The sequence below is a fragment of the Brenneria izadpanahii genome (assembly GCF_017569925.1).
Lineage (GTDB): Bacteria > Pseudomonadota > Gammaproteobacteria > Enterobacterales > Enterobacteriaceae > Brenneria > Brenneria izadpanahii.
In genome coordinates this window covers 971,947-992,783 of record NZ_CP050854.1, presented here as the reverse complement: position 1 = coordinate 992,783, position 20,837 = coordinate 971,947, and the positions used below count along the sequence as shown (strand labels likewise).

General features: G+C 56.3%; 15 protein-coding genes and 1 pseudogene. 11 read left to right on the top strand and 5 right to left on the bottom strand.

Features of this window, described 5'->3' with window-relative positions; translation table 11 throughout:
* Position 1 precedes the first annotated feature (1 nt).
* Together tamB and tamA are read right to left on the bottom strand one after the other, a co-directional pair.
* Complete coding sequence (gene tamB / locus HC231_RS04375) at positions 2 to 3,952, bottom strand: autotransporter assembly complex protein TamB (protein WP_208231220.1); 3,951 nt, start codon at positions 3,950 to 3,952, stop codon at positions 2 to 4.
* Positions 3,953 to 3,966: 14 nt separating this feature from the next.
* Positions 3,967 to 5,703 (bottom strand): autotransporter assembly complex protein TamA, encoded by a 1,737-nt coding sequence (tamA, locus tag HC231_RS04370; RefSeq protein ID WP_208229890.1) that lies wholly within the window; start codon positions 5,701 to 5,703, stop codon positions 3,967 to 3,969.
* A 315-nt stretch (positions 5,704 to 6,018) separates the two neighbouring features.
* Between tamA and msrA the strand changes: the two genes are divergently transcribed.
* Both msrA and paeA read left to right on the top strand, forming a co-directional pair.
* The gene (msrA, locus tag HC231_RS04365) at positions 6,019 to 6,657 is read left to right on the top strand and encodes a peptide-methionine (S)-S-oxide reductase MsrA (protein WP_208231219.1); all 639 of its coding nucleotides are present in this window, start codon (positions 6,019 to 6,021) and stop codon (positions 6,655 to 6,657) included.
* A gap of 193 nt (positions 6,658 to 6,850) precedes the next feature.
* Positions 6,851 to 8,175: pseudogene (gene paeA, locus HC231_RS04360) on the top strand (polyamine export protein PaeA).
* A gap of 354 nt (positions 8,176 to 8,529) precedes the next feature.
* Here the strand turns inward: paeA and HC231_RS04355 are convergent.
* Together HC231_RS04355 and cysQ are read right to left on the bottom strand one after the other, a co-directional pair.
* The gene (locus tag HC231_RS04355) at positions 8,530 to 8,736 is read right to left on the bottom strand and encodes a DUF1107 domain-containing protein (RefSeq protein ID WP_208229889.1); all 207 of its coding nucleotides are present in this window, start codon (positions 8,734 to 8,736) and stop codon (positions 8,530 to 8,532) included.
* Positions 8,737 to 9,192: 456 nt separating this feature from the next.
* Positions 9,193 to 9,933, bottom strand: a complete 741-nt coding sequence (gene cysQ / locus HC231_RS04350; RefSeq protein WP_208229888.1) for a 3'(2'),5'-bisphosphate nucleotidase CysQ — start codon at positions 9,931 to 9,933, stop codon at positions 9,193 to 9,195.
* 209 nt (positions 9,934 to 10,142) lie between these two features.
* Here cysQ and HC231_RS04345 point away from each other — a divergent pair, with 209 nt between their 5' ends.
* A complete protein-coding gene (locus tag HC231_RS04345; RefSeq protein ID WP_208229887.1) occupies positions 10,143 to 12,095 on the top strand; it encodes a bifunctional 2',3'-cyclic-nucleotide 2'-phosphodiesterase/3'-nucleotidase in 1,953 nt (650 codons plus the stop codon).
* A gap of 52 nt (positions 12,096 to 12,147) precedes the next feature.
* On the opposite strand, the gene HC231_RS04340 is transcribed toward HC231_RS04345, so the two are convergent.
* The gene (locus tag HC231_RS04340) at positions 12,148 to 12,543 is read right to left on the bottom strand and encodes a DUF2502 domain-containing protein (RefSeq protein ID WP_208229886.1); all 396 of its coding nucleotides are present in this window, start codon (positions 12,541 to 12,543) and stop codon (positions 12,148 to 12,150) included.
* Between the two features lie 693 nt (positions 12,544 to 13,236).
* Between HC231_RS04340 and HC231_RS04335 the strand changes: the two genes are divergently transcribed.
* From HC231_RS04335 to HC231_RS04300, 8 genes are all read left to right on the top strand, one after another.
* A complete protein-coding gene (locus HC231_RS04335; RefSeq protein ID WP_208231218.1) occupies positions 13,237 to 14,406 on the top strand; it encodes an urea ABC transporter substrate-binding protein in 1,170 nt (389 codons plus the stop codon).
* Between the two features lie 99 nt (positions 14,407 to 14,505).
* Complete coding sequence (locus tag HC231_RS04330; protein WP_208231217.1) at positions 14,506 to 15,369, top strand: ABC transporter permease subunit; 864 nt, start codon at positions 14,506 to 14,508, stop codon at positions 15,367 to 15,369.
* 9 nt (positions 15,370 to 15,378) lie between these two features.
* A complete protein-coding gene (locus HC231_RS04325) occupies positions 15,379 to 16,437 on the top strand; it encodes a branched-chain amino acid ABC transporter permease (protein ID WP_208229885.1) in 1,059 nt (352 codons plus the stop codon).
* Positions 16,434 to 17,156: an ABC transporter ATP-binding protein gene (locus HC231_RS04320; protein ID WP_208229884.1), complete on the top strand. Its 723-nt coding sequence runs from the start codon at positions 16,434 to 16,436 to the stop codon at positions 17,154 to 17,156. Before HC231_RS04325 ends, HC231_RS04320 begins: the two co-directional genes overlap by 4 nt.
* The gene (locus HC231_RS04315; RefSeq protein WP_208229883.1) at positions 17,156 to 17,878 is read left to right on the top strand and encodes an ABC transporter ATP-binding protein; all 723 of its coding nucleotides are present in this window, start codon (positions 17,156 to 17,158) and stop codon (positions 17,876 to 17,878) included. Before HC231_RS04320 ends, HC231_RS04315 begins: the two co-directional genes overlap by 1 nt.
* Before the next feature lie 55 nt (positions 17,879 to 17,933).
* Positions 17,934 to 18,926 (top strand): acetamidase/formamidase family protein, encoded by a 993-nt coding sequence (locus HC231_RS04310; RefSeq protein WP_208229882.1) that lies wholly within the window; start codon positions 17,934 to 17,936, stop codon positions 18,924 to 18,926.
* A gap of 66 nt (positions 18,927 to 18,992) precedes the next feature.
* Positions 18,993 to 20,159, top strand: a complete 1,167-nt coding sequence (locus HC231_RS04305) for a transporter substrate-binding domain-containing protein (RefSeq protein ID WP_208229881.1) — start codon at positions 18,993 to 18,995, stop codon at positions 20,157 to 20,159.
* On the top strand, positions 20,149 to 20,781 hold the full coding sequence (locus HC231_RS04300; protein WP_208229880.1) for an ANTAR domain-containing response regulator: 633 nt from the start codon (positions 20,149 to 20,151) through the stop codon (positions 20,779 to 20,781). The genes HC231_RS04305 and HC231_RS04300 overlap by 11 nt, the downstream gene beginning before the upstream one ends.
* Positions 20,782 to 20,837 lie beyond the last annotated feature (56 nt).

Below are 20,837 nucleotides of genomic sequence, written 5' to 3'. Positions count from 1 at the left end.
GCTAGAACTCAAACTGATAGAGCACATCTAATGCCTGATCGAGACCAGACACCGCTTCCAAGTATAACTTTGGCATCAAACGGTAACGCAGCGTTAACGTTGCCAAAGAATCAAATATGCCAACGCCATATTTGACTTGCAGGCCGGGAAGAACGTAACCGCTGACGACCACTTGAGAACTATCGCCAGCGCCCTGTGTATCCAGAGCTAAATTACTCACCCCAAAAGCCTCGCCGATTTTACCCACAACTTGACCACTTTGTGCAACCCCTAAACCAATAAGCATCGAAGTCATTGCCGAACTATCGGCGCCGCTGCTGTCGAGCCCCTCGCCTCTGAGCAGATATGACAGCGCTTCTTGCTGCGACATGGTCGGATCGGAGAACACCTCCAGCTTGGGCGCGCTGGCCATGCCGGTGACGCGCACGCCGGCAGTCACGTCATCAGCCGTATTATCGGGATTACGCACGGCCTCAATATTGAGTACCGGCTGATCCGGCGGACCAGAAAACAGAATCACGCCTTTTTGCACAATAAGATCCTGTCCGTAGGCCTTGAAGCGGCCGGAAGGGATATTGACCTGTCCGTTGATCCCCAGCCCGCGTTCATCCTGTATCATTTTTAGGTCGCCCTGCAAACGGGCCCGCAGTCCGTAGGCATCCAGCCGGACATCATCGCCGATGCGGATGGTCAGATTGCTGTTGATGGGGATGGAAGTCGAGGCTTCCCGCAGCGGCTGACGATTCGCATCCAGCATCACTTCATCGGACGAAACGCCCACCGCGCTCTCCGGCAGTTCATTGACCACAATACGCGCCCAGGGAATATTGACCGAACCATTCAACGCGAACAACTGCGGCGTCGCCTCAAACACAATGTCCGGCGAGACGTCCAGACGCGCCATCGGCGGAACGGTTACCCGAATTTTATCCCCTTTGGCTGCAATACTGGCCCGCCATGCCTCCGGTTGCGCCCAATCGGCATTCCCGCTCAGATTTAACTGCCCGTTGTCCGTTTTCAGAAAACCCTGCAACGTTGAAGACATGCCGTTGAAATTCACCGCCAACTGGCCATTGGTCAAATCAATCGGCATCCAACTGCCGTCCAGGTCAAACTGATCCAACGCCACCTGACCGAATACCTGCGGGCGCGCCGCATTCCCCGCCAGACGCAAATTGGCGTTCAACATGCCCGTGGCTTTTTCCCCTTGTTGCAACACCGGGGTAAGCAAAGCCAGAGAGATGTTATTGATGGCGATGGTTCCGCCAAGATTACGTCTCCCCTGCGGATCGGTAATCTGCACATCGCCGCTGAAGCGGCCGTTATCACGAATGGCTATCAGCCAGCCAAGCTGCGCGCGGCCGCGATCGATCCCGGCATTCAGCGTCAGCGTCTCAAATGCAACGGGCAGCGTTTTGCCCTGCACCTGCTGACGAACATTCACGCCGTTGCCCACCAACGTCACTTTCGCCTGCGGCAGACTCTGCCCAGGCTGCCAGCTTACATCGGCCCCCCCGGTGAAACTTCCCGCCAAGACGGTATCTTCCCCCAGGAAAGGCTTGAGCATGGCTAAATCGAAACGGTTTAATCTGATACTCGCTTGACCGCTCGGCCCGGCTTCAATGGTTCTTGGCACGCAAAGCTCGGCATTAGGGTTACGCCAGCAATGCGTACCGATACTGATTTTCTGCTGGAGATTCTGATAATCCAGCGCCATCGACTGCGTTAAACGCCATTCGCCGACCGGCGTATCAAACCGGGTATTGTTCAGCGTCCCCCGCCAGCGCTGGGTCTGGCGGTCGAAGCTGCCGGACAGCGCCAACTGCCCCGATACCGGCTTGCCTTCCATATTCAGGCGCAGCTGATGCTGTTTTTCATTGCCGTCGGCATTCAACGTCAGCAAACCGATATCCAGACCTTCCTGATGCAGTTGCTCCAGACGCACCGCCAGCTTACCCTGAATCTGTTGCTCGGATCGTACGTCGCCATCCACTTTGATGCGGCTGATGGTCATCTCCTGCCAGCGCAGACCGGATGCGGTGATATCCGCCAATATCTGCGGTTCACGCAGGTTGCCGCGCAGTTTCAGCGTACCGACGGCGCGTCCGGCCAGACCGGGCAGCGTGCCGGTGAGCGACGGCGCATTGATATCGGCATCCAACTGCCACTTATCGCTCAGTTCGCCCTTAACGTTAAGCTGGTTGACGCCCAGCGCCAGATTAAGCCCCGGAATTTGCCACTGGCCGGCGGCGTTTCCCCGCAGTTCGCCTCTGGCGGACAGCTTGTTCTGCTTCACATTGCCATCCAGACGCAGCTCCGGCACCTGTAGCTGCCAGTTGCCGCCATACAGACTGCCGCGCGTGGTCACCTTGCCGTCAATTTTCGCCGGCCACTCCGGCCACTGTTTCGCCGTATTGATGCCGCTCAAAACCAGTTCGCTGCGCCAGCTAATGGCCTTGCTCCAGTCCACCACGGCGCTCAGATCGGCATGCCCCTCCAGGGCGGACAGACGCAGACGCGTCAGATTAAACTGCTGTACATTACCGTTCCCGTCCAGCGCCAGCGAGGCGGGCGGCAAATCGGTTCCGCGCACATCGCTGCGTAGCGAGAGGGTGTAATCCGTGGCTTTGCCGTTCAACTGCAATTGCAGGTCGTTCGCCTGGTATTGCGCCTCTCCGGTTAACGGCCAGCGCACCCGATCGGTTTGCAGCGTAAGCCCCAGCGGCAACCCTGCCTGCGCCAGTTCGGTTTGCAGATTGAGCTGCGCCCGCTGCGGGCCGGACAGGTTGAGCGCGACATTCAGTTGTTCACGTAGTCCGCCACCAACGGTGAGTTTGAGTTTTTCCCCCTTCAGCGGATCGACGTTCAGTACGCCGTTGGCGGTGAAGGAGACCGGCCAGCTATCGCTGAGCGTTGCATTCCCGCTCACGTTCAGCCCGCCCTGCGGCGACTGCACGATAAACTTATCCAGACTCAGGCGCTGTTCACGGGTTGATGCCTGGATCCGCAGATCGGAGATCAGGATGTCCTGATCGCCCGTCAGCCGCAGTTGTTCACCATGAATTTCCGCGATGTTGAGATCCAGCGGCAGGGTAAATTGCGGCAAATCGGGCAATAAAGGCTTGGAGAATAGCTCGGCCAAGCGCTCGCCGAGCGGCTGCTCCGGTTGAGCGGGGGTGGCGTCGCCTGCGGGGGCGGTTTTCTGCGCCGCGTTGTTTTTATCGGCGGCGGCCGTGGCCGTCTCGCCAGGCTGCGTTTGCGCGCCGGGCAACGTCTTATTGATTTCAATCGTCTGCGTCGTTCCGTTTTCCACCGACGCGCGAACGTCGGCGGCGGTTTCTTTGACGGCCGCCGCCACTTCCGCCGCCGTCACTTTGCCATCCTCAAGCACATCGACCGGCGTTTTCGGCAACGCCACCAACAGCGCGCCGATTTTGGTGGGCAGCAGCGTCAGCATCCGCTCTTTCCACTCCATACCGGTGCGGAACTCGCCCAGTGATATGGCCGTATCGTCTACGGTGACATGGACGTTATTCAACACCAACTGACGTAAGGCGATGGGAAACGGCGCGGATAATTCGGTCAGCGGTTCGCTGGGCGCCGGGGTTTCCTCCGAGGCGGGCAACGATTTGGTATCCACGGCCACGTCGACATTCTGCGCCGACAAATCGTTGACGCATAGCTGGCTTCTCAACAGACAGCCCGGCGCCAGCGACAAATGAAACACCTCCGCCTTAACCGTAACGCCCGGCATTTGATAACGCATGTTCTTCAAGGTCAGGTCGCGCCAGCCGCCGTTGACCTCGGCGATTTCCAGCCCAGGCACAAAGCGCGCGGCGCCATTCAGCAACAGATGCAAACCCGGCGTCGTCCCCACCAGCAACACCAGCGCTATAAGCAATAACAACAGGAAAGCGAGAAAACCAATGCCAATTTTTTTCATCAGGCCCATTTTATTCATCACACTCATAATTCAGGCCCCAAAGCGATATAGAACTGCACGCCGTGTTTCTCCGGGTCGCCAATCGGCGTCGCCAGGTCAAACTTCACCGGACCAATAGGGGACGCCCAGCGAACGCCGACGCCCGCGCCGGTTTTAAAATCATTCTGCTTGATATCGTTGACGGCCTCGCCGGAATCCACGAACACCGCCCCCCACCATTTTCCCGACACGTTGTATTGATACTCCAGCGACCCGGTGGCCAGCTTAGACGCCCCGGTCAATTTACCTTCGCTGTCACGCGGCGATATGGATTTGTATTTATAGCCGCGAATGCTGCGATCGCCGCCGGCGAAGAAACGCAGGGACGGCGGAACACGCGAAAAGCTGTTGGTTTCGATCCACCCCAGATTGCCGCGCGCGACAAAACGGTGCTTCTCCGCCAGCGTTCTGATCCAGACGTTTTGCGCCTGCAAAACGACAAAGTCGATATCCGATCCCCATAGGGTATCGGAAACATCAATAGAGTAACGTTGGCTGTCTCCCCACACCGGCATCAGCCCGCCCCGCTGACGGGTACGGTTAATGCTTACGCCGGGATAGATCAACATAGTGGTGTCCGTCACGCTGCCCTGCGTAAAGTGATCGAGACTCCAACGCAGATTAACCGCCCGCTGCCAACCGCTGGATAAGTCCCAGTAACGCGCTACGTTCAGCGTGGTCGAGTCGGACTGCGTATCGTTAAGATCTTCACGTTTGAAACCGCCTTGCAGCAGGTAATACTGCTCCAACGGGTTCTTCAGCAACGGAATTTTATAACTTAGATCGAGGGACTGTTCAGGGGCGGATACGCTGAGGCTGCTCTCCAGACTATGCCCGTAGGAATTGATCCAGGGCTTGTTCCAAGTGGTTTTGAAGCGCGGCCCCACGTCGGTCGCATACCCGACCCCGGTCTCTATACGGTTACGGGTGCGGGGAGTGACGACCGCATCCAGCGGCAGGGTTTTAGTTTCCTTCGAGTGGCTGAAATCAGGCGAGACCACCACCGAATTAAACCAGCCCGTGGCCGATAAACGACGGTTGAATTCCCCCAGATTTTCGCTGCTGTAGGCATCGCCGGCGTGAAACGGCACCAGATTGCGCAAGTAATCCTCACGGATTTGCGATCCCTGGAATTTAATTTCGCCGAAACGGTAACGCTCGCCGCTGTCAAAATCGATATCCCAAAAGGCTTGCCGCTCTTCCTGTATAACGCCTAACTGACTCTGCAGAAAGCGGGCATCGAAATACCCCTTACGCAACGACAAACTATTCAGAGAGTTTTTGAAGCTGTCGTAATCGCCGTGATTAAGCACGGAGCCTACCTTGGGCGCATCATCCTTCACCAGCTGCTGATAATCTTTGTCGTCATGAGCGCCGCCCCGCAGGGCAATGTTCACGTCGGCTATTTTTACCGGTTCGCCGGGCGTTACGGTGGCGATCAGGACCGGACGTCCGCCATTGACCGCGGGACGAAATTCAAACGCAATTTGCGGATCATAATATCCCAGGGCGCGCAACCCCTGACGAATCGCATCATCTACGCGCGACCGGAAACGGCCATCGGCATTAACTTCATCGGCGGCGATCGTGGATAAACGCGCCCGCACATTCTTTTGCAGCGCGCCATCCAATCCAACGACTTGCAAACGTACATTGGCGGCGAAACTGGCGGAGGGAAAGAGTAGTACGCACAATAAACCCCAAATACGGCGATGTGGCATACAGAAACCCGAATGGCAGTTTTTTTGTCCAGTGGAAATAATCACTTAGCTCCCTGATAACCGTGTTCTATTACATCAAGTATATCGTTTAATATTGCGTTATGTCGGTAAACGCCATTTGCCCGCAACGTTAGCAGGAAATATTAATATTTTCCTTTAGCTATAGATTTTAATCGGTAAATTCTAAAATGCAGCGTTACAAGTGAACATAATCTTAACATTAAACATATATAGGTTATAAAGACAGAGTAAAACTTCTCGGTTATGCTTCAGAAGACATAACGTTGATTTGTAACGCTGAGGGCACAAAAAGTGATAGGTAACGTCGATAAAACGCAGCGAATTAAACAATCAGAGGCCTTGCCCGGACGCATCACGCCGATGCCGGTCGCCAGACTGCATGCCGTTAATGGTCACTCCATGACCCATGTGCCCGACCATATGGAAGTCGCGCTCTTTGCGATGGGATGTTTTTGGGGGGTAGAGCGTCTTTTTTGGCAGCAACCCGGCGTCTACAGCACTGCCGCGGGCTATACCGGCGGCTATACGCCCAACCCCACCTATCGCGAAGTTTGCAGCGGGAAAACCGACCATGCCGAAGCGGTGCGCGTGGTGTTCGATCCCAAAGAGATCGCTTATAGCCAGCTGTTGCAACTTTTCTGGGAAAACCACGATCCAGCACAAGGAATGCGCCAGGGGGGCGATATCGGCACCCAATACCGCTCCGCGATTTATACGCTTACGCCGGAGCAGGAAAAGGAAGCCAAGGAGAGTTATCAGCGTTTTCAACAGGCGATGAAAGACAACGGCGATACCCGGACCATCAGCACGGAAATCGTTGCCGCCGGCCCTTTCTATTATGCGGAAGACGAGCACCAGCAGTATCTGTATAAAAACCCGGAAGGTTACTGCGGACTAGGCGGTATCGGCATTTGTCTGCCCCCTCAGCATTGAGATATGGCAGTAAATTCACCACTCCTGTTATAATCCCCGCCGGATACCCAATAGACTTCAATATGAAATATGACGGGTATCGTAAAGATTTGGGCTGGTTCCCAGCCCCGTTAACGGCTTCCAGTGCGTTATTTAAGATATTTTGCCTTTCTGAGGATTGCCTTTCCCGCTTCCGGGTCAAAGCGAAAACATTATGTTAAACAGTCTATTACTTATTATTCTTCTCATTGCCCTTAGTGCATTTTTTGCGCTGTCCGAAATCTCGCTGGCCGCGTCCCGTAAAATAAAACTCAAACAGCTGGCCGACGAGGGAAATCTCAACGCCGATATGGTATTGAAATTTCAGGAAACCCCCGGCATTTTCTTTACCGTCATTCAAATCGGCATCAATGCGGTCGCCATTCTGGCCGGTATTATCGGCGATGCCGCCTTTTCACCCACCTTCACTCTGCTATTTGAACAATTCATGTCGCCGGAATCGGCCGACAAAGTCAGCTTTGTTTGTTCGTTCGTGCTCGTCACCAGCCTGTTTATTCTATTTGGCGATCTCACCCCGAAACGCATTGGCATGATTGCCCCAGAGGCCGTTGCTATCCGCATTATCAATCCTATGCGCTTCTGCCTGTTTATCTTCCGCCCGTTGGTATGGTTGTTCAACGGCCTGGCAAACGTTATTTTCCGGCTGCTTAAGCTGCCGATGGTGCGTAAGGATGACATCACCTCCGATGATATTTACGCGGTAGTCGAAGCCGGCGCCTTGGCGGGCGTGCTGCGCAAGCAGGAACACGAACTGATAGAAAACGTGTTTGAACTGGAGTCGCGCACGGTGCCTTCCTCCATGACGCCGCGCGAAAGCGTGGTGTTTTTCGATTTGCATGAAGAAGAAGCGCAGATCAAAGAGAAAATCGCCCAGCAGCCGCACTCCAAATTCCTGGTCTGCAATGGCCATATCGATCAGGTTGTCGGCTATGTGGACTCAAAAGATTTGCTTAACCGCGTGCTGGGCAACCAAAGCCTTGAACTGCATAGCGGCGTGCAAATTCGTCCCGCGCTGATCGTCCCGGATACGCTGACTCTGTCCGAGGCATTGGAGAGTTTTAAAACGGCGGGAGAAGATTTTGCCGTTATTCTGAACGAATATGCGCTGGTGGTCGGCATTATTACCCTTAACGACGTCATGACCACGTTGATGGGCGATCTCGTCGGTCAGGGGATGGAGGAACAGATCGTCGCCCGTGATGAAAACTCCTGGCTGATCGAAGGGGAACGCCGATAGAAGATGTGATGCGCGCGCTGTGCATCGATGATTTCCCTCATGCGGGTAATTATGAAACCATCGGCGGATTTATGATGTACACCCTGCGCAAGATCCCGAAACGCACCGATTTTGTCCGCTTCTCTGGTTTCAAATTTGAAGTCGTGGATATTGATAGCTATAAAATCGACCAACTGCTGGTCACCCGGCTGGAGGATAAACCCGCCGCCTCCGGCGAAGCGAAAACGGAAGAGAAAAAGTAGCCTGTCGGCGGTTTATCCCCGCCCAACCTCTCTCCCTTGCCGGCCGTCTCTTAGTCACGGTTATTTATGCTGACTCGGAGACAGTTTTATGCGCCGCAATACCGCCTTTCTATGCGATATCATAGATCGGCGATATCACAGCTCGCGCCCGGCGGCCAAGTTCAACGCTGTATAATTTCTTACGCCGAGTAGCGGCAAAACCCGCCATCAACCCCGCATTATGTGAACCACAAACAGGCCCAGCGCAGGGATAAGCGGGCTAAAACTTTATTTGTTCGTAAAAAACTAAACGGCCCTTAATGGGCCGTTATCGTTACAGGCGAGCGATCCTTATCGATCGCGGCGGGTTTACCCTCACCCCATCTCGGCCTGTAATCGGATGACCTGACGGTTCACTTCAGACATCACCAGCAAATGCTGTTTGTCTTGCGTCTTTGGCAACAAAATTTTGCCGTAATCGAATTCAAAAGCGCCAATACCTTTAATGTAAATTCGTCCACGGAACAGGGTTTTTACATACTTGGCGACCTTCATAGGATTGTAGCGTTCGAAGATCCTCATCGTTGTACTCTCCTCCCATTTTCTTGTTTTACGCGCTTCCTCTGACCAACAAGGCAAAGGATTCAGAGCGCTAATGAAATAATGGACACTGATTTAGTTCTATTAAACGACATTTAGTTCCGCGCTGAACAGTATCATTAACTGCTTTTACACACTTTTACAGAGCGGTATTCAAATATTTCACCCACAATTAGTGTAAATATTCAAAAAAAGCAGTATTCATGATTTCTGCGCCAACGGATTGCAGGGCAGACCGGTCTCTCCAAACCAGGCGGATTTTTCCGCCTCGTTTCCGACCGCTGGCTAATCTACTGAACGTACATGACAAAACGACGACAGCGATCGCCCCTTGCTCGACGCCTGGCGAAAAAGCACGCGGATGAAAAAAACGGCGAGATAATCGCGGCAGGCGTTTCCTGCCGCATAGCGATCGCTGGAGGGAAAAACGGGAACGGATCAGAACAGCGATACGCGGAAACCGGGGTTCAGGAACGATTCACGCGGCGCATACGACAACGGTTTACCCTGCCAGTCATGAATCTGTGCGCCGGCAGCCACGGCAACCGCATGTCCGGCGGCCGTATCCCACACATTGGTTGGTCCGAAACGGGGGTAAAGCTGCGCCTTCCCTTCCGCCACCAGGCAAAATTTCAGCGACGAGCCGATAGCGACCGTTTGGTGTTCCCCCAATTGGGCAAGATAATCTTTCAGCTCTTTATCCACATGGGAACGGCTCACCACCACCAGAGGCGGGCGCGCATCCCGAACGCTAATCTGCCGGCGGCCCTCTTTATCTTCTTTCCACGCTTTGCCCTCTGCGGCGGAATACATTACCCCCGTAACCGGCACATAAACCACGCCCAGCACCGCCTGACCGTTTTCAATCAGCGCGATATTCACCGTGAATTCACCATTGCGCTGGAGAAACTCTTTCGTGCCGTCCAGCGGATCGACCAGCCAGTAACGTTGCCAATGCCGGCGCTCCGGCCACTGCGGCGGATCTTCTTCCGACAGCAGCGGAATATCCGGGTATGCCGCCGCCAGGCCGGTTTTAATCACCCGATGCGCAGCCAGATCGGCAGCGGTCACCGGCGAATCGTCTTTCTTATGCGCCACCTCAACTGGCTGATGCCCGTCATATACCTGCATGATGGCATCCCCTGCATCACGGGCCAGTTGGCAAATATGTTCCAGCATTTTCTACCTCATTGTTATCGGTTATGCCGTGGAACGGATAACTCCCCGCCGCCACACACGATCCATACTTATCATTATACAACGGTGAAACAAACTACGATTAGGGGCGTTATTTTATGATTATCTTCACATTTCCCAGTGATGCTTAACCATAAATTCATCATTATATGAGATATACCTCCAATAACAGCTGCAAAGGAGTCAATGTAATGAAGCATTCGCTGGCATTAAGCCTGCTTGCCACGCTTATTTCCGCCACCGTCCACGCCGCCACCGTTGATTTAAGGGTAATGGAAACCACCGATTTGCATAGCAATATGATGGATTTCGATTACTACAAAGATATGCCGACCGATAAATTCGGTCTGGTGCGCACCGCCAGCCTGATTCATGCGGCGCGCGCCCAAGCGGCGAACAGCGTGCTGGTGGATAACGGCGATATCATCCAGGGCAGCCCGTTAGGGGATTACATGGCGGCCAAGGGCTTAAAGGAGGGAGAAGTTCATCCCGTCTATCAGGCGCTCAATACGCTGGATTACTCCGTGGGGAACATTGGCAACCACGAGTTCAACTACGGTCTGGATTACCTGCATAAGGCGCTGGCCGGCGCAAAATTCCCCTATGTGAACGCCAACGTGCTGGACGCCAAAACCGGCAAACCGTTGTTTACGCCCTATCGCATTGAAGATAAATCGGTAACCGACCGCGAAGGCAACGCCCATATTTTGCGCATCGGCTACATTGGTTTTGTGCCGCCGCAAATACTGGTATGGGATAAAGCCAATCTGTCGGGCAAAGTTACGGTCGAAGACATTACCGAAAGCGCCAAAAAGTGGGTGCCGGAAATGCGCAGGCAAGGAGCCGATCTGGTGGTGGCGATCCCACACTCCGGCCTCTCCGCCGAGCCTTACAAAGCCATGGCGGAAAACTCCGTCTACTACCTCAGCCAAATTCCGGGCATTGACGCCATCATGTTCGGTCACGCCCATGCCGTCTTCCCCAGCCAGGATTTCGCCGCCATAAAAGGCGCCGATATCGCTCAGGGTACGCTCAATGGCATTCCTGCCGTTATGCCCGGCCAGTGGGGCGATCATCTTGGCGTGGTGGATTTCACGCTGAATAACGACAGCGGCGTTTGGCGGGTTGAGAAGGCCAAAGCGGAAGCCAGGCCGATATATGATAAAGCGCAGAAAAAATCGCTGGCGGCGGAAGACGCCAATCTGGTCGGCGTGCTGTCCGAAGCGCACCGCAACACACGTGACTTCGTCAGCAAGCCGATCGGCAAATCCGCCGATAACATGTACAGCTATCTGTCGCTGATCCAGGACGATCCGACGGTGCAGATCGTCAACAACGCCCAGCGCGCTTATGTCGAACACTTTATTCAGGGCGATCCCGACCTGGCCGATCTGCCGGTGCTGTCCGCCGCCGCGCCCTTTAAGGCCGGTGGACGCAAAAACGATCCGGCCAGCTTCGTCGAAGTGGAAAAAGGCCGGTTAACCTTCCGTAATGCGGCGGATCTTTACCTGTATCCCAACACGCTGGTGGTGGTGAAAGTGAAAGGGGAAGAGGTGCGGGAATGGCTGGAGTGCTCGGCGGGCCAGTTCAATCAGATTGACGTTCGCAGCGACAAACCCCAGGAGCTGCTCAACTGGGACGGTTTCCGCACCTATAATTTCGATGTCATCGACGGCGTGAGCTATCAGATCGACGTGACTCAGCCGGCCCGTTATGACGGCGAGTGCGCCTTAATCAACGATAACGCGCGCCGCATCAAAAACCTGACCTTCAACGGTAAAGCGATCGATCCCAATGCGGTCTTCCTCATCGCCACCAATAACTATCGCGCCTATGGCGAGAAGTTCGCCGGCACCGGGGAAAAACATATCGCCTTCGCCTCTCCGGATGAAAACCGCGCGGTACTGGCCGCCTATATCAGCGCGGAAACCCAAAAATCAGGGGAAGTGAAGCCGCAGGCCGACAATAACTGGCGGCTGGCGCCAATCGCCAGCGACACGCCGCTGGATATACGGTTTGAAACCTCGCCGTCAGATAAAGCGGCGGCATTTATTAAAGAGAAAGCGCAGTATCCGATGAGCGCCATCGGCACGGACCAGGCGGGATTCGCCGTTTATCGTCTCGATCTGCAACACGGCGGGTAAACGGCATGAAACAAAACCGGGAGCCTTCCGGCTCCCGGTTTTTCACATCCGCTTAGTGCCGATCGGGACCGCGTCTGTCGTCCCAGCCCGGCCCCGGTCCACGCCGGGAATCGCGGTGCGCATGATGTCTATCAAAATCGCGCGGACCGCGATCGAAATGACGCGGGCCACGGTTGTGTTCGCGCCACCAGCCGACGTCACGCCAGCGCCAGCCATCCCAATAATAACCATGCCGGTTACGTTCGCCGTGATGATAACCCCGGTGCTCACGCCACCAGCGCTCGCTGCGCCAGTCATATCCGTCCCAGTAATAACCACGCCGATCGCGATCGCCGATATTCAACGTGACGCCGGGCATCAGATCGATACTAACGCTGCTGGCTTCCGCCGCCGGCGTCATGGCAAACATTCCAACTAACAGCGTACTCACTAACAGTGGTTTAAACATAGGGTGACTCCTCCCTTGCCGCTATGGCGGATAGGCGAAGATATACGGGGATTTCCCGGCGGCCACTATCAGATAAATACCCATTTGCAGGGATTTACAGTTCTTAACAATTGGTCCACAAGGCAACGATCCCCTGCTTGGGCGAAATATTCGCCGGTAATTTTCACGAATGGTTGCTGGGGATAAAAATATAAAACGGCGGCCGGTTTGATCGTTATTTATCGTCGGACGGAAATTTTTTCTCATTCCTTATGCAGTGCATTCTATTAACAATTATTATTTCTTCATTGCGATTAACGGCGTCCGCGAAAATAACAGCATAGGGATATTTTATAAATAACCAGACGTTAGCGGACTGCCGGCGCAACCTGGCGAACTGCACAAAATTCGTGCGACTGTGTTCAATAATAGTGCGCCGGCATATGTTTTTACTATATGATTTATATTGAAAAATTAACCATTGACAACGCTTCGATTTGCTTTTTATAGTGGCATTCACTCTCCGCAAGGCCGCCAATGATGTCGGTTTGTGGTGAAGGCAATAGAGCCCATGCAAGGTCTTCGGACTATGCAGGGCTCTTTTTTTTGCTTCTTTCCAGACCAACGCCAGGGGTATTTATGTCCAGAACAAAAGGTAATTACGCCGCTCTGACACTTGCGATCGCTTCCGCACTTGCAGTGACCTTTTCAGGTATGGCGTCCGCAGCAGACGAACCGATAAAGATTGGCCTACTGGAAGACGCTTCCGGTAATTTTGCTCTGCCCGTTATTCCCAAAATTCATGCGACCGAATTAGCGATCGAAGAGATCAATGCCAAAGGCGGTATTCTTGGCCGCCCGGTTGAATTAATAAAATATGATACGCAGTCCGACAATACCCGTTTTCAGCAAATGGCCCGCCGTTTAATCAGAAACGATAAGGTCGATGTTATTTTCGGCGCCTTTTCCAGCGCGTCGCGCGAAGCTATCCGGCCGATCATGGATCGGGAAAAACAGCTCTATTGGTACAACAACCAGTATGAAGGCGGCGTATGCGATACCAATGTCTTCGTTACCGGCGCGGTGCCCGAACAGCAGTTTTCCACCCTCATCCCCTGGATGATGGAAAAATACGGCAAGAAAGTTTACACCATTGCCGCCGACTATAACTTCGGCCAGATCTCGGCGGAATGGGTGCGCCAGATAGTCGAAGCCAACGGCGGCACCATGGTCGGCGAAGAGTTTATCCCGCTCAGCGTCTCCCAATTCGGTCAAACCATTCAGAATATCCAGCAGGCCAAGCCCGATTTCGTTATGACGTTGCTGGTGGGCACCAATCAGTCTTCCTATTACGAGCAGCAGGCGGCGGCGAAACTTAATCTGCCGATGGCCAGTTCCGTCAATGTGGCTCAGGCCTACGAGCATAAACGCTTCAAGGCGCCCGCGCTGAAAGACATGTACATTACCGCGAATTACATGGAGGAAGTGGATACGCCGGCCAGCAACGACTTTAAGCAGCGCTTCCGCGCCAAATTCCCCAACGAGCCTTACATCAATCAGGAAGCGGCCAACGCCTACGATGCCGTTTACCTATATAAACTCGCGGTTGAGCGCGCCAACAGCACCGATCAGACGGCGGTCCGCAAGGCGCTGGAAAGCGGGGATATCTGTACCGATGGCCCATCCGGCAAGGTCTGCATCGATCCTAAAAGCCATCACCTGAGCCATACCATCTATCTGGCCCACGTCAAAGAAGATCACTCCGTCGAGATCCCCAAGGTCTGGCCTGACATCAAACCATACTGGCTGGGCGAGGCGGGCTGCAATCTGCCGGTGAAGCCGGATACCAGCCAGTACACGCCGTCTAATCCGCCCAAGCCATAACCCGGCGGTTTACGGTCAGGGAAGCGTCGGCCAAACGGCGCTTCCCTGGTGTTGTCCCTTTCTTACGGTGTCGCGCGGGGCACCAAGGATTATCAGCAGATGCTCTCCTTTCTTTATTCGGTGATTTATCAGTTCGGCGACAACTTTGCCTATCTGGTGCTCGCGGCGCTGGGGCTGGCGGTGATCTTCGGCATGATGGGGGTCATCAATCTGGCGCACGGCGAATTCATCATGTGCGGCGCCTACGTCACGATCTCACTGAACAAGTCCGGTCTGCCGCTGCCGTTGGCGATGCTGGCCGGTTCACTGGCCGCCGCGTTCGCCGGCGGGGTGATTGAACGGCTGGTGGTGCGTCATCTGTACCACCGGCTGTACGACTCGGTGGTGGCGACCTGGGCGATCAGCCTGATCGTGCAGCAAAGCATGTTGCTGCTGGCCGGCCCGTCGCTGGAAGGGCTGTCCACGCCTTTCGGCTCCTTCACGCTAGGCGGTTACTCTTTCGCCACCTACCGAGCGCTGTTGCCGCTTTTCGCCATCGCCATTCTGTTGCTGCTGTACTGGCTGTTCTTTCATACCAACTACGGCGTCTGCGCCAGGTCCACCATTCAGAATGCCCGCATGGCGGCCTGTCTCGGGCTGGAAACCGACCGTCTCTATACCCAGACATTCGCGCTGGGCGCCGGGCTGGCGGGGCTGGCCGGCGCCATCTACGCGCCGACGCTCACCGCCGTGCCCACCATGGGCAGCAGCTTTATCGTGCAGGCTTTTGTTTCCGTGGTGGTCGGCGGCGCCAACGTACTGGTCGGCACCATTCCCGCCGCCATGACGCTGGGGGCGATCCAGACCGGACTAAACGCCTGGTACGGGCAACTGGCCGGACAAATCGGTCTGCTGCTTACCGCCATGCTGGTCATCCGCCTGCTGCCGAACGGGGTTGGCAGCCTGTTTACCCGTCATCGCTAGGAGCCGACAGTGACCTCATCATCCATTAATTTATCCATCAGCCCGGCGCGGAAACGCCGGATCGCGCCGTGGGCGGCGGGCCTTATCCTGCTGGCCGCCCTGTTACTCCCGCTGGGCGTCGACAGCGGCACGATCGGCGATTTCGCCTACTTCCTGCTGTGGACGTTCTGCGCCATCGGGTTGGCCGCCATGTGGGGCCACGGCGGGATCCTCTCTTTCGGTCAAACCGCCTTTTTCGGGCTGGCCGGCTACGCCTACGGCGTGTTGACGCTGAATTTCGGCGACGGCGTACTGTCCACCTGGTCGGGACTGCTGCTGGCGCTGTTGCTGGCGGCGGCCGTCGCGGCGGCGCTGGGTTATATGATGTTTTACGGCGGCGTAACCGGCATTTTCATCGGCATCGTCACCCTCTCTTTTACGCTGGTGCTGGAAACCTTTATGTCGCAGACCGCCGGACCGCAGTGGACTATCGGCAGCGCGCGGCTGAACGGCTTTAACGGCATGTCCGGCATGCCGCCGCTCGCGCTGCCCGGCCCGGACGGCGAACTGCTGACGCTGGAGGGCAACGCCTTCTACTACCTGATTATCGTACTGCTGGCGCTGGTCTACTGGGGCGTGCGGCGTTTATTGCGCTCCGGTTTCGGCCTGACGCTGGCCTCCATCCGCGAAAACCCGCGCCGGGCGGAAATGCTGGGAATCGATATCCGCCGCTATCAGTTGCTGGTGTTCGTGCTGGGCGGCGCGCTGTCGGGGCTGTCCGGCGTGCTCTACACCCTGTGGGGCTCCTACATCACGCCCTCATCCATGGGACTGACGGCCGCGGCCATGCCGGTTATCTGGGTCGCTACCGCCGGACGTAAAAATATCTTCGGCACCATCGTTATTACCGCCCTGCTGGTCTGGCTCTCCCAGTGGCTGGCGGTTTACGGCAGCGAATACGCCATGATTCTGCTGGGGGCGATCCTGTTGTTTGTCGTGCTGGCCGCGCCCAACGGCATTCTGCCCTGGCTGGGCGACAGGCTGCGCCGGCTGACGTCGTCCGAACGCAACGCGGAGGACGCCCAATGACGCAAGACATCATTCTGGAAACGCAGGGGCTGGGCAAACGCTTTGGCGGCGCGCAGGTTATCAATCAGGTCGATATGCAAATCCGTCAGGGGGAAATCCGTTGCGTCATCGGTCCCAACGGCGCGGGGAAAAGCACCTTCTTCAAGCTGCTGACCGGCGAGCACACGCCGACCAGCGGCGAGATCCGCTTTTTCGGCCGGCGGCTCAATGCGCTATCGCCGTTTCAGCGCATTCGCATGGGAATGAGCATCAAGTTTCAGATCCCCGGCATTTTCCCCGATCTCAGCGTCGAGCAGCATCTGCAACTCTCTTTGCGCCATCTACGGCCGGAAGTTCGCCACCAGCCGGCGAACATTGATGAACTGCTGCACCGCTTCAACCTGACCGGGGAATACCGTCAGTTGGCCGGCAACCTGTCGCACGGGAAAAAACAGTGGCTTGAAATCGCGATGGCGGTTTCGCTGCAACCGGTTCTGCTGATGCTGGATGAACCGGTCGCCGGGCTGTCGGTGGAAGAAACCTACCTGACCGGCGAGCTAATCAAACAAATGCGGCAGGACGGCCTGACCTTGATGGTGGTGGAACACGACATGACCTTCATCCGGCAGATTGCATCCAGGGTGACGGTATTGCACGGGGGCCGGGTGTTTGCCGACGGCGAAGCCGAAACGGTGCTGGCCCAGGATGACGTAGCGGATATCTATTTGGGGAAAGCCTGATGAGCGACGACGTACTAATGCAGGTCAATGACATTACCGGCGGCTATGGCGGCGGGCTGGTGCTGAATGGCGCCTCGCTCCAGTTATATAGCGCGGAAGTGCTGGGGGTGATCGGCCGCAACGGCGTGGGGAAAACCACGCTGATGCGTTCGTTGATAGGGACGGTTGCCGTCAGCCGCGGCCACATTCTGCTGGGCGAGACGGACATCACCCATGCCACGCCGCAGCGCCGCGCCCGCCTGGGCATCGGCTATGTGCCGCAGGGGCGCGAGGTGTTCTCCGGTCTGACGGTGGCGGAGAATTTGCAAGTGGGAATGCAGTTCGTGCGCGAACACCGGGAATTCGCCGGCGACCTGCTGGAACGGGTGCTGGACTATTTTCCCATTCTGCGCCAGCGGCTGAAGCAAAAAGCGGGCACCATGAGCGGCGGCGAACAGCAACAGCTGGCGATAGCCAGAGCGCTGGTCGGCGCGCCGAAAGTCCTGCTGTTGGATGAGCCGTCGGAAGGCGTACAGCCCTCCATCGTAACCATTATCGCCGACACGCTGACGCGCATCGCCCGCGAGCTGCGGGTCGCCGTTATTCTGGTCGAACAGGACATCGCCATGATCCAGCGCGCCGCCCAGCGTTGCTGCGTGATGGATAAGGGCCGGGTGGTCGAAATCCTGAACCATCAGCAACTGTCCGACGATTTGTTGATGCGCCGTCACCTGGCGCTGTGACCTTGACCTGCGCCGCACAAACGGCGCGGTAACGTTTTTCGCGGAGGAATACCCGATGAAGAAATGGCTGGAAGATTCCATCATGACCCAACGCGGGGTTGGCGCGCGGCGTCAGCCGATCACCCACCATCTGACCGAAGAGATGCAGCAAGAGTTTCACTACACCATCGGCCCCTACTCCACCCCGGTATTAACCATCGAGCCCGGCGATCGGGTGATTGTCGATACCCGCGACGCCTTTGAAGGGGCGATTCAGTCCGAACAGGATATTCCCAGCCAGTTGCTGAAAATGCCGTTTCTCAACCCGCAGAACGGCCCGATCATGGTCAATGGCGCGGAAAAAGGCGACGTACTGGCGGTGTACATTGAATCGATGCTGCCGCGGGGGGACGATCCGCACGGCATTTGCGCCATGATCCCGCATTTCGGCGGGCTGACGGGCACCGATCTGACGGCGCTGCTCAACGATCCGCTGCCGGAAAAGGTACGCCTGATCAAGCTGGACAGCGAAAAAGTTTACTGGAGCAAGCGCCACACGCTGCCTTACAAACCCCATATCGGCACCCTGAGCGTATCGCCGGAAATCGACTCCATCAACTCGCTGACGCCGGATAACCACGGCGGCAACATGGACGTTCCCGATATCGGCCCCGGCAGCATCACCTATCTGCCGGTGCGTTCGCCGGGCGGGCGGCTGTTTATCGGCGATGCCCATGCCTGTCAGGGCGACGGCGAAATCTGCGGAACGGCGGTGGAATATCCTTCCGTCACCACCATCAAGGTGGATCTGATCAAAAACTGGTCCATCAACTGGCCGCGCATGGAAAACGACACCGCCATCATGAGCATCGGCAGCGCCCGACCGCTGGAGGACGCCACCCGCATCGCCTACCGGGATCTCATCTACTGGCTGGTGGAGGATTTTGGCTTCGAGCAGTGGGATGCGTACATGCTGCTGAGCCAGTGCGGAAAAGTCAGGCTGGGAAATATGGTAGACCCGAAATACACCGTCGGCGCGATGCTCAACAAAACGCTGCTGGCGCATTAATGATTCCCGGCATTGCGACGCATGCGCGCCGGGGTAAGCATTGTCACTAACATGAAGCGAGTCCATATGGGGTCGGCCACACCAATCACTATCGGTTTACTCTACTCATCCAGCGGCGTGACCGCCGCGCAGGAGCAATCGCAGCTGCGCGGCGCCGCCCTGGCCATCGAAGAAATCAATCAGGACGGCGGCATCAACGGCCGCCCGCTGCAGGCCATTCATCTTGATCCGCACTCCGACAATGCGCGCTTTCGGGCCCTGGCGGAGCAACTGATCGTCGAACATCATGTCAACGTGATCTTCGGCGGCTACACTTCCAGCAGCCGCAAAGCCATGTCACCCATTGTGGAGAAATACCAGCGGCTGCTGTTTTACTCTCAGCTATACGAAGGATTCGAATTCTCCGAAAACATCTTTTACGGCGGCGCGGCGCCCAACCAGAACTGCGTCCAGTTGGAGGATTACCTCACCAGCCATTTCGGCGCCAGGGTCTATATGATCGGCTCCCGTTACGTTTTCCCTTACGAATGCAACCGCAATATGCAGGAACTGCTGTTGCAGCGGGACGACGGCGCGGTGATCGGCGAACGCTATCTCGATCTCAATGCGCCGTATGAGGCGTTTCTGCCGGTGCTGGAAGAGATCCGCAAAAAACAGCCGGACTTCATCTTCAGCACGGTCATCGGCCAGACCGTTCCCTACCTTTACCGCGCCTATCATGAGGTTGGGCTCGATCCCGAACGGATGCCCATCGGCAGTCTGAACACCTCCGAAACCGAAATCGCCATAATGGGCGCCGAACTGGCGGCGGGGCACTTCACCTCCTCGCCCTATTTTCAGAGCCTGCAAACCCGGGCCAACCTTGCCGCTCTGGATAAATTTCATCAGATATTCGGCCCGGATCTGACTACCGATATGAACTGGGAAGCCACCTACAGCCAGGTTCATCTGTTCGCCAACGCCGTGCGGGAATGCGGCAGCGACGCCATCCCTTGCTTATCCGCCGCGCTGCGAGGCAGCGAATTCGATGCGCCGCAGGGCCGAATCAGGATCGATCCGCTGAACCAGCATACCGGGCTTTATCCGCGCATCGGCAAGGCCGACGCCGCCGGGCAATTCACCATCGTGCGGGAATCCCGCCGCATCGTGGCGCCCGATCCCTATATGACCAATCAGGTTCAGGGAGACTGGGTCACCAAACTGACAAAAGTGGAGTATCCCAATGCGCCGTAATGACTCCCGCGACAGCACCACCGCTTTGCTCCTCAGCCGAGGGATCCGTTGCGTAGTCCTGCATCCCGATGATGAAGATGGCGAAACGCTGACCCGCCATCTGCGGCGCATGGGATTTAAAGTCAAAGCATTCTGGCCGATACCGGAGCAGCTCCCCGCCGATGCCGATCTTATTTTCTTCGCCCCGCAGTCAGACCAGCCGGAGCCGGATGTCCCCTGGCTGGATCACTCTCGCCACGCCCTGATTTCGATCATTGCCTACGAAAACCCGACGTTCATCGATCAGGCGTTGAGCATGGGGGCCGGCGCCACCATCACCACCCCGATCCGCGCGTCCGGCCTGCTCTCGTCGATGGTGGTGGCGCTGCACCACCGGCAGCAGCGCCAGCGCATGATGGAACGTATTGAGCGGCTGGAAAAGAAGATGCTGGGGATCCGTCAGGTTAGCGAAGCTAAAGCGATATTGATGCGGATGCACGGCATCAGCGAGGAACGCGCCTACGAAATCCTGCGCCATCAGGCGATGGATAAACGCATCACGGTAGAGGAGATGTCCAGCGTGCTGATCCAGGCCAACGATGTGTTCTCCATGACCGCGCCGGTCAAAAAACTTCCGGGATGAGTTTTTGCCGTCGCATCCAGCGATTGCCCGTTAGGGCGGCGGCCGGGGATGGCGCG

Excerpts from the sequence above, each read along its gene's own strand:
- HC231_RS04315 (WP_208229883.1), top strand. The coding sequence starts at position 17,156 with ATGAGCGACGACGTACTAATGCAGGTCAATGACATTACCGGCGGCTAT.
- HC231_RS04355 (WP_208229889.1), bottom strand. The coding sequence starts at position 8,736 with ATGAGGATCTTCGAACGCTACAATCCTATGAAGGTCGCCAAGTATGTA.
- HC231_RS04345 (WP_208229887.1), top strand. The coding sequence starts at position 10,143 with ATGAAGCATTCGCTGGCATTAAGCCTGCTTGCCACGCTTATTTCCGCC.
- tamB (WP_208231220.1), bottom strand. The coding sequence starts at position 3,952 with ATGGGCCTGATGAAAAAAATTGGCATTGGTTTTCTCGCTTTCCTGTTG.
- tamA (WP_208229890.1), bottom strand. The coding sequence starts at position 5,703 with ATGCCACATCGCCGTATTTGGGGTTTATTGTGCGTACTACTCTTTCCC.
- cysQ (WP_208229888.1), bottom strand. The coding sequence starts at position 9,933 with ATGCTGGAACATATTTGCCAACTGGCCCGTGATGCAGGGGATGCCATC.
- HC231_RS04320 (WP_208229884.1), top strand. The coding sequence starts at position 16,434 with ATGACGCAAGACATCATTCTGGAAACGCAGGGGCTGGGCAAACGCTTT.
- HC231_RS04300 (WP_208229880.1), top strand. The coding sequence starts at position 20,149 with ATGCGCCGTAATGACTCCCGCGACAGCACCACCGCTTTGCTCCTCAGC.
- HC231_RS04330 (WP_208231217.1), top strand. The coding sequence starts at position 14,506 with ATGCTCTCCTTTCTTTATTCGGTGATTTATCAGTTCGGCGACAACTTT.
- HC231_RS04340 (WP_208229886.1), bottom strand. The coding sequence starts at position 12,543 with ATGTTTAAACCACTGTTAGTGAGTACGCTGTTAGTTGGAATGTTTGCC.
- HC231_RS04310 (WP_208229882.1), top strand. The coding sequence starts at position 17,934 with ATGAAGAAATGGCTGGAAGATTCCATCATGACCCAACGCGGGGTTGGC.
- HC231_RS04305 (WP_208229881.1), top strand. The coding sequence starts at position 18,993 with ATGGGGTCGGCCACACCAATCACTATCGGTTTACTCTACTCATCCAGC.
- HC231_RS04335 (WP_208231218.1), top strand. The coding sequence starts at position 13,237 with ATGGCGTCCGCAGCAGACGAACCGATAAAGATTGGCCTACTGGAAGAC.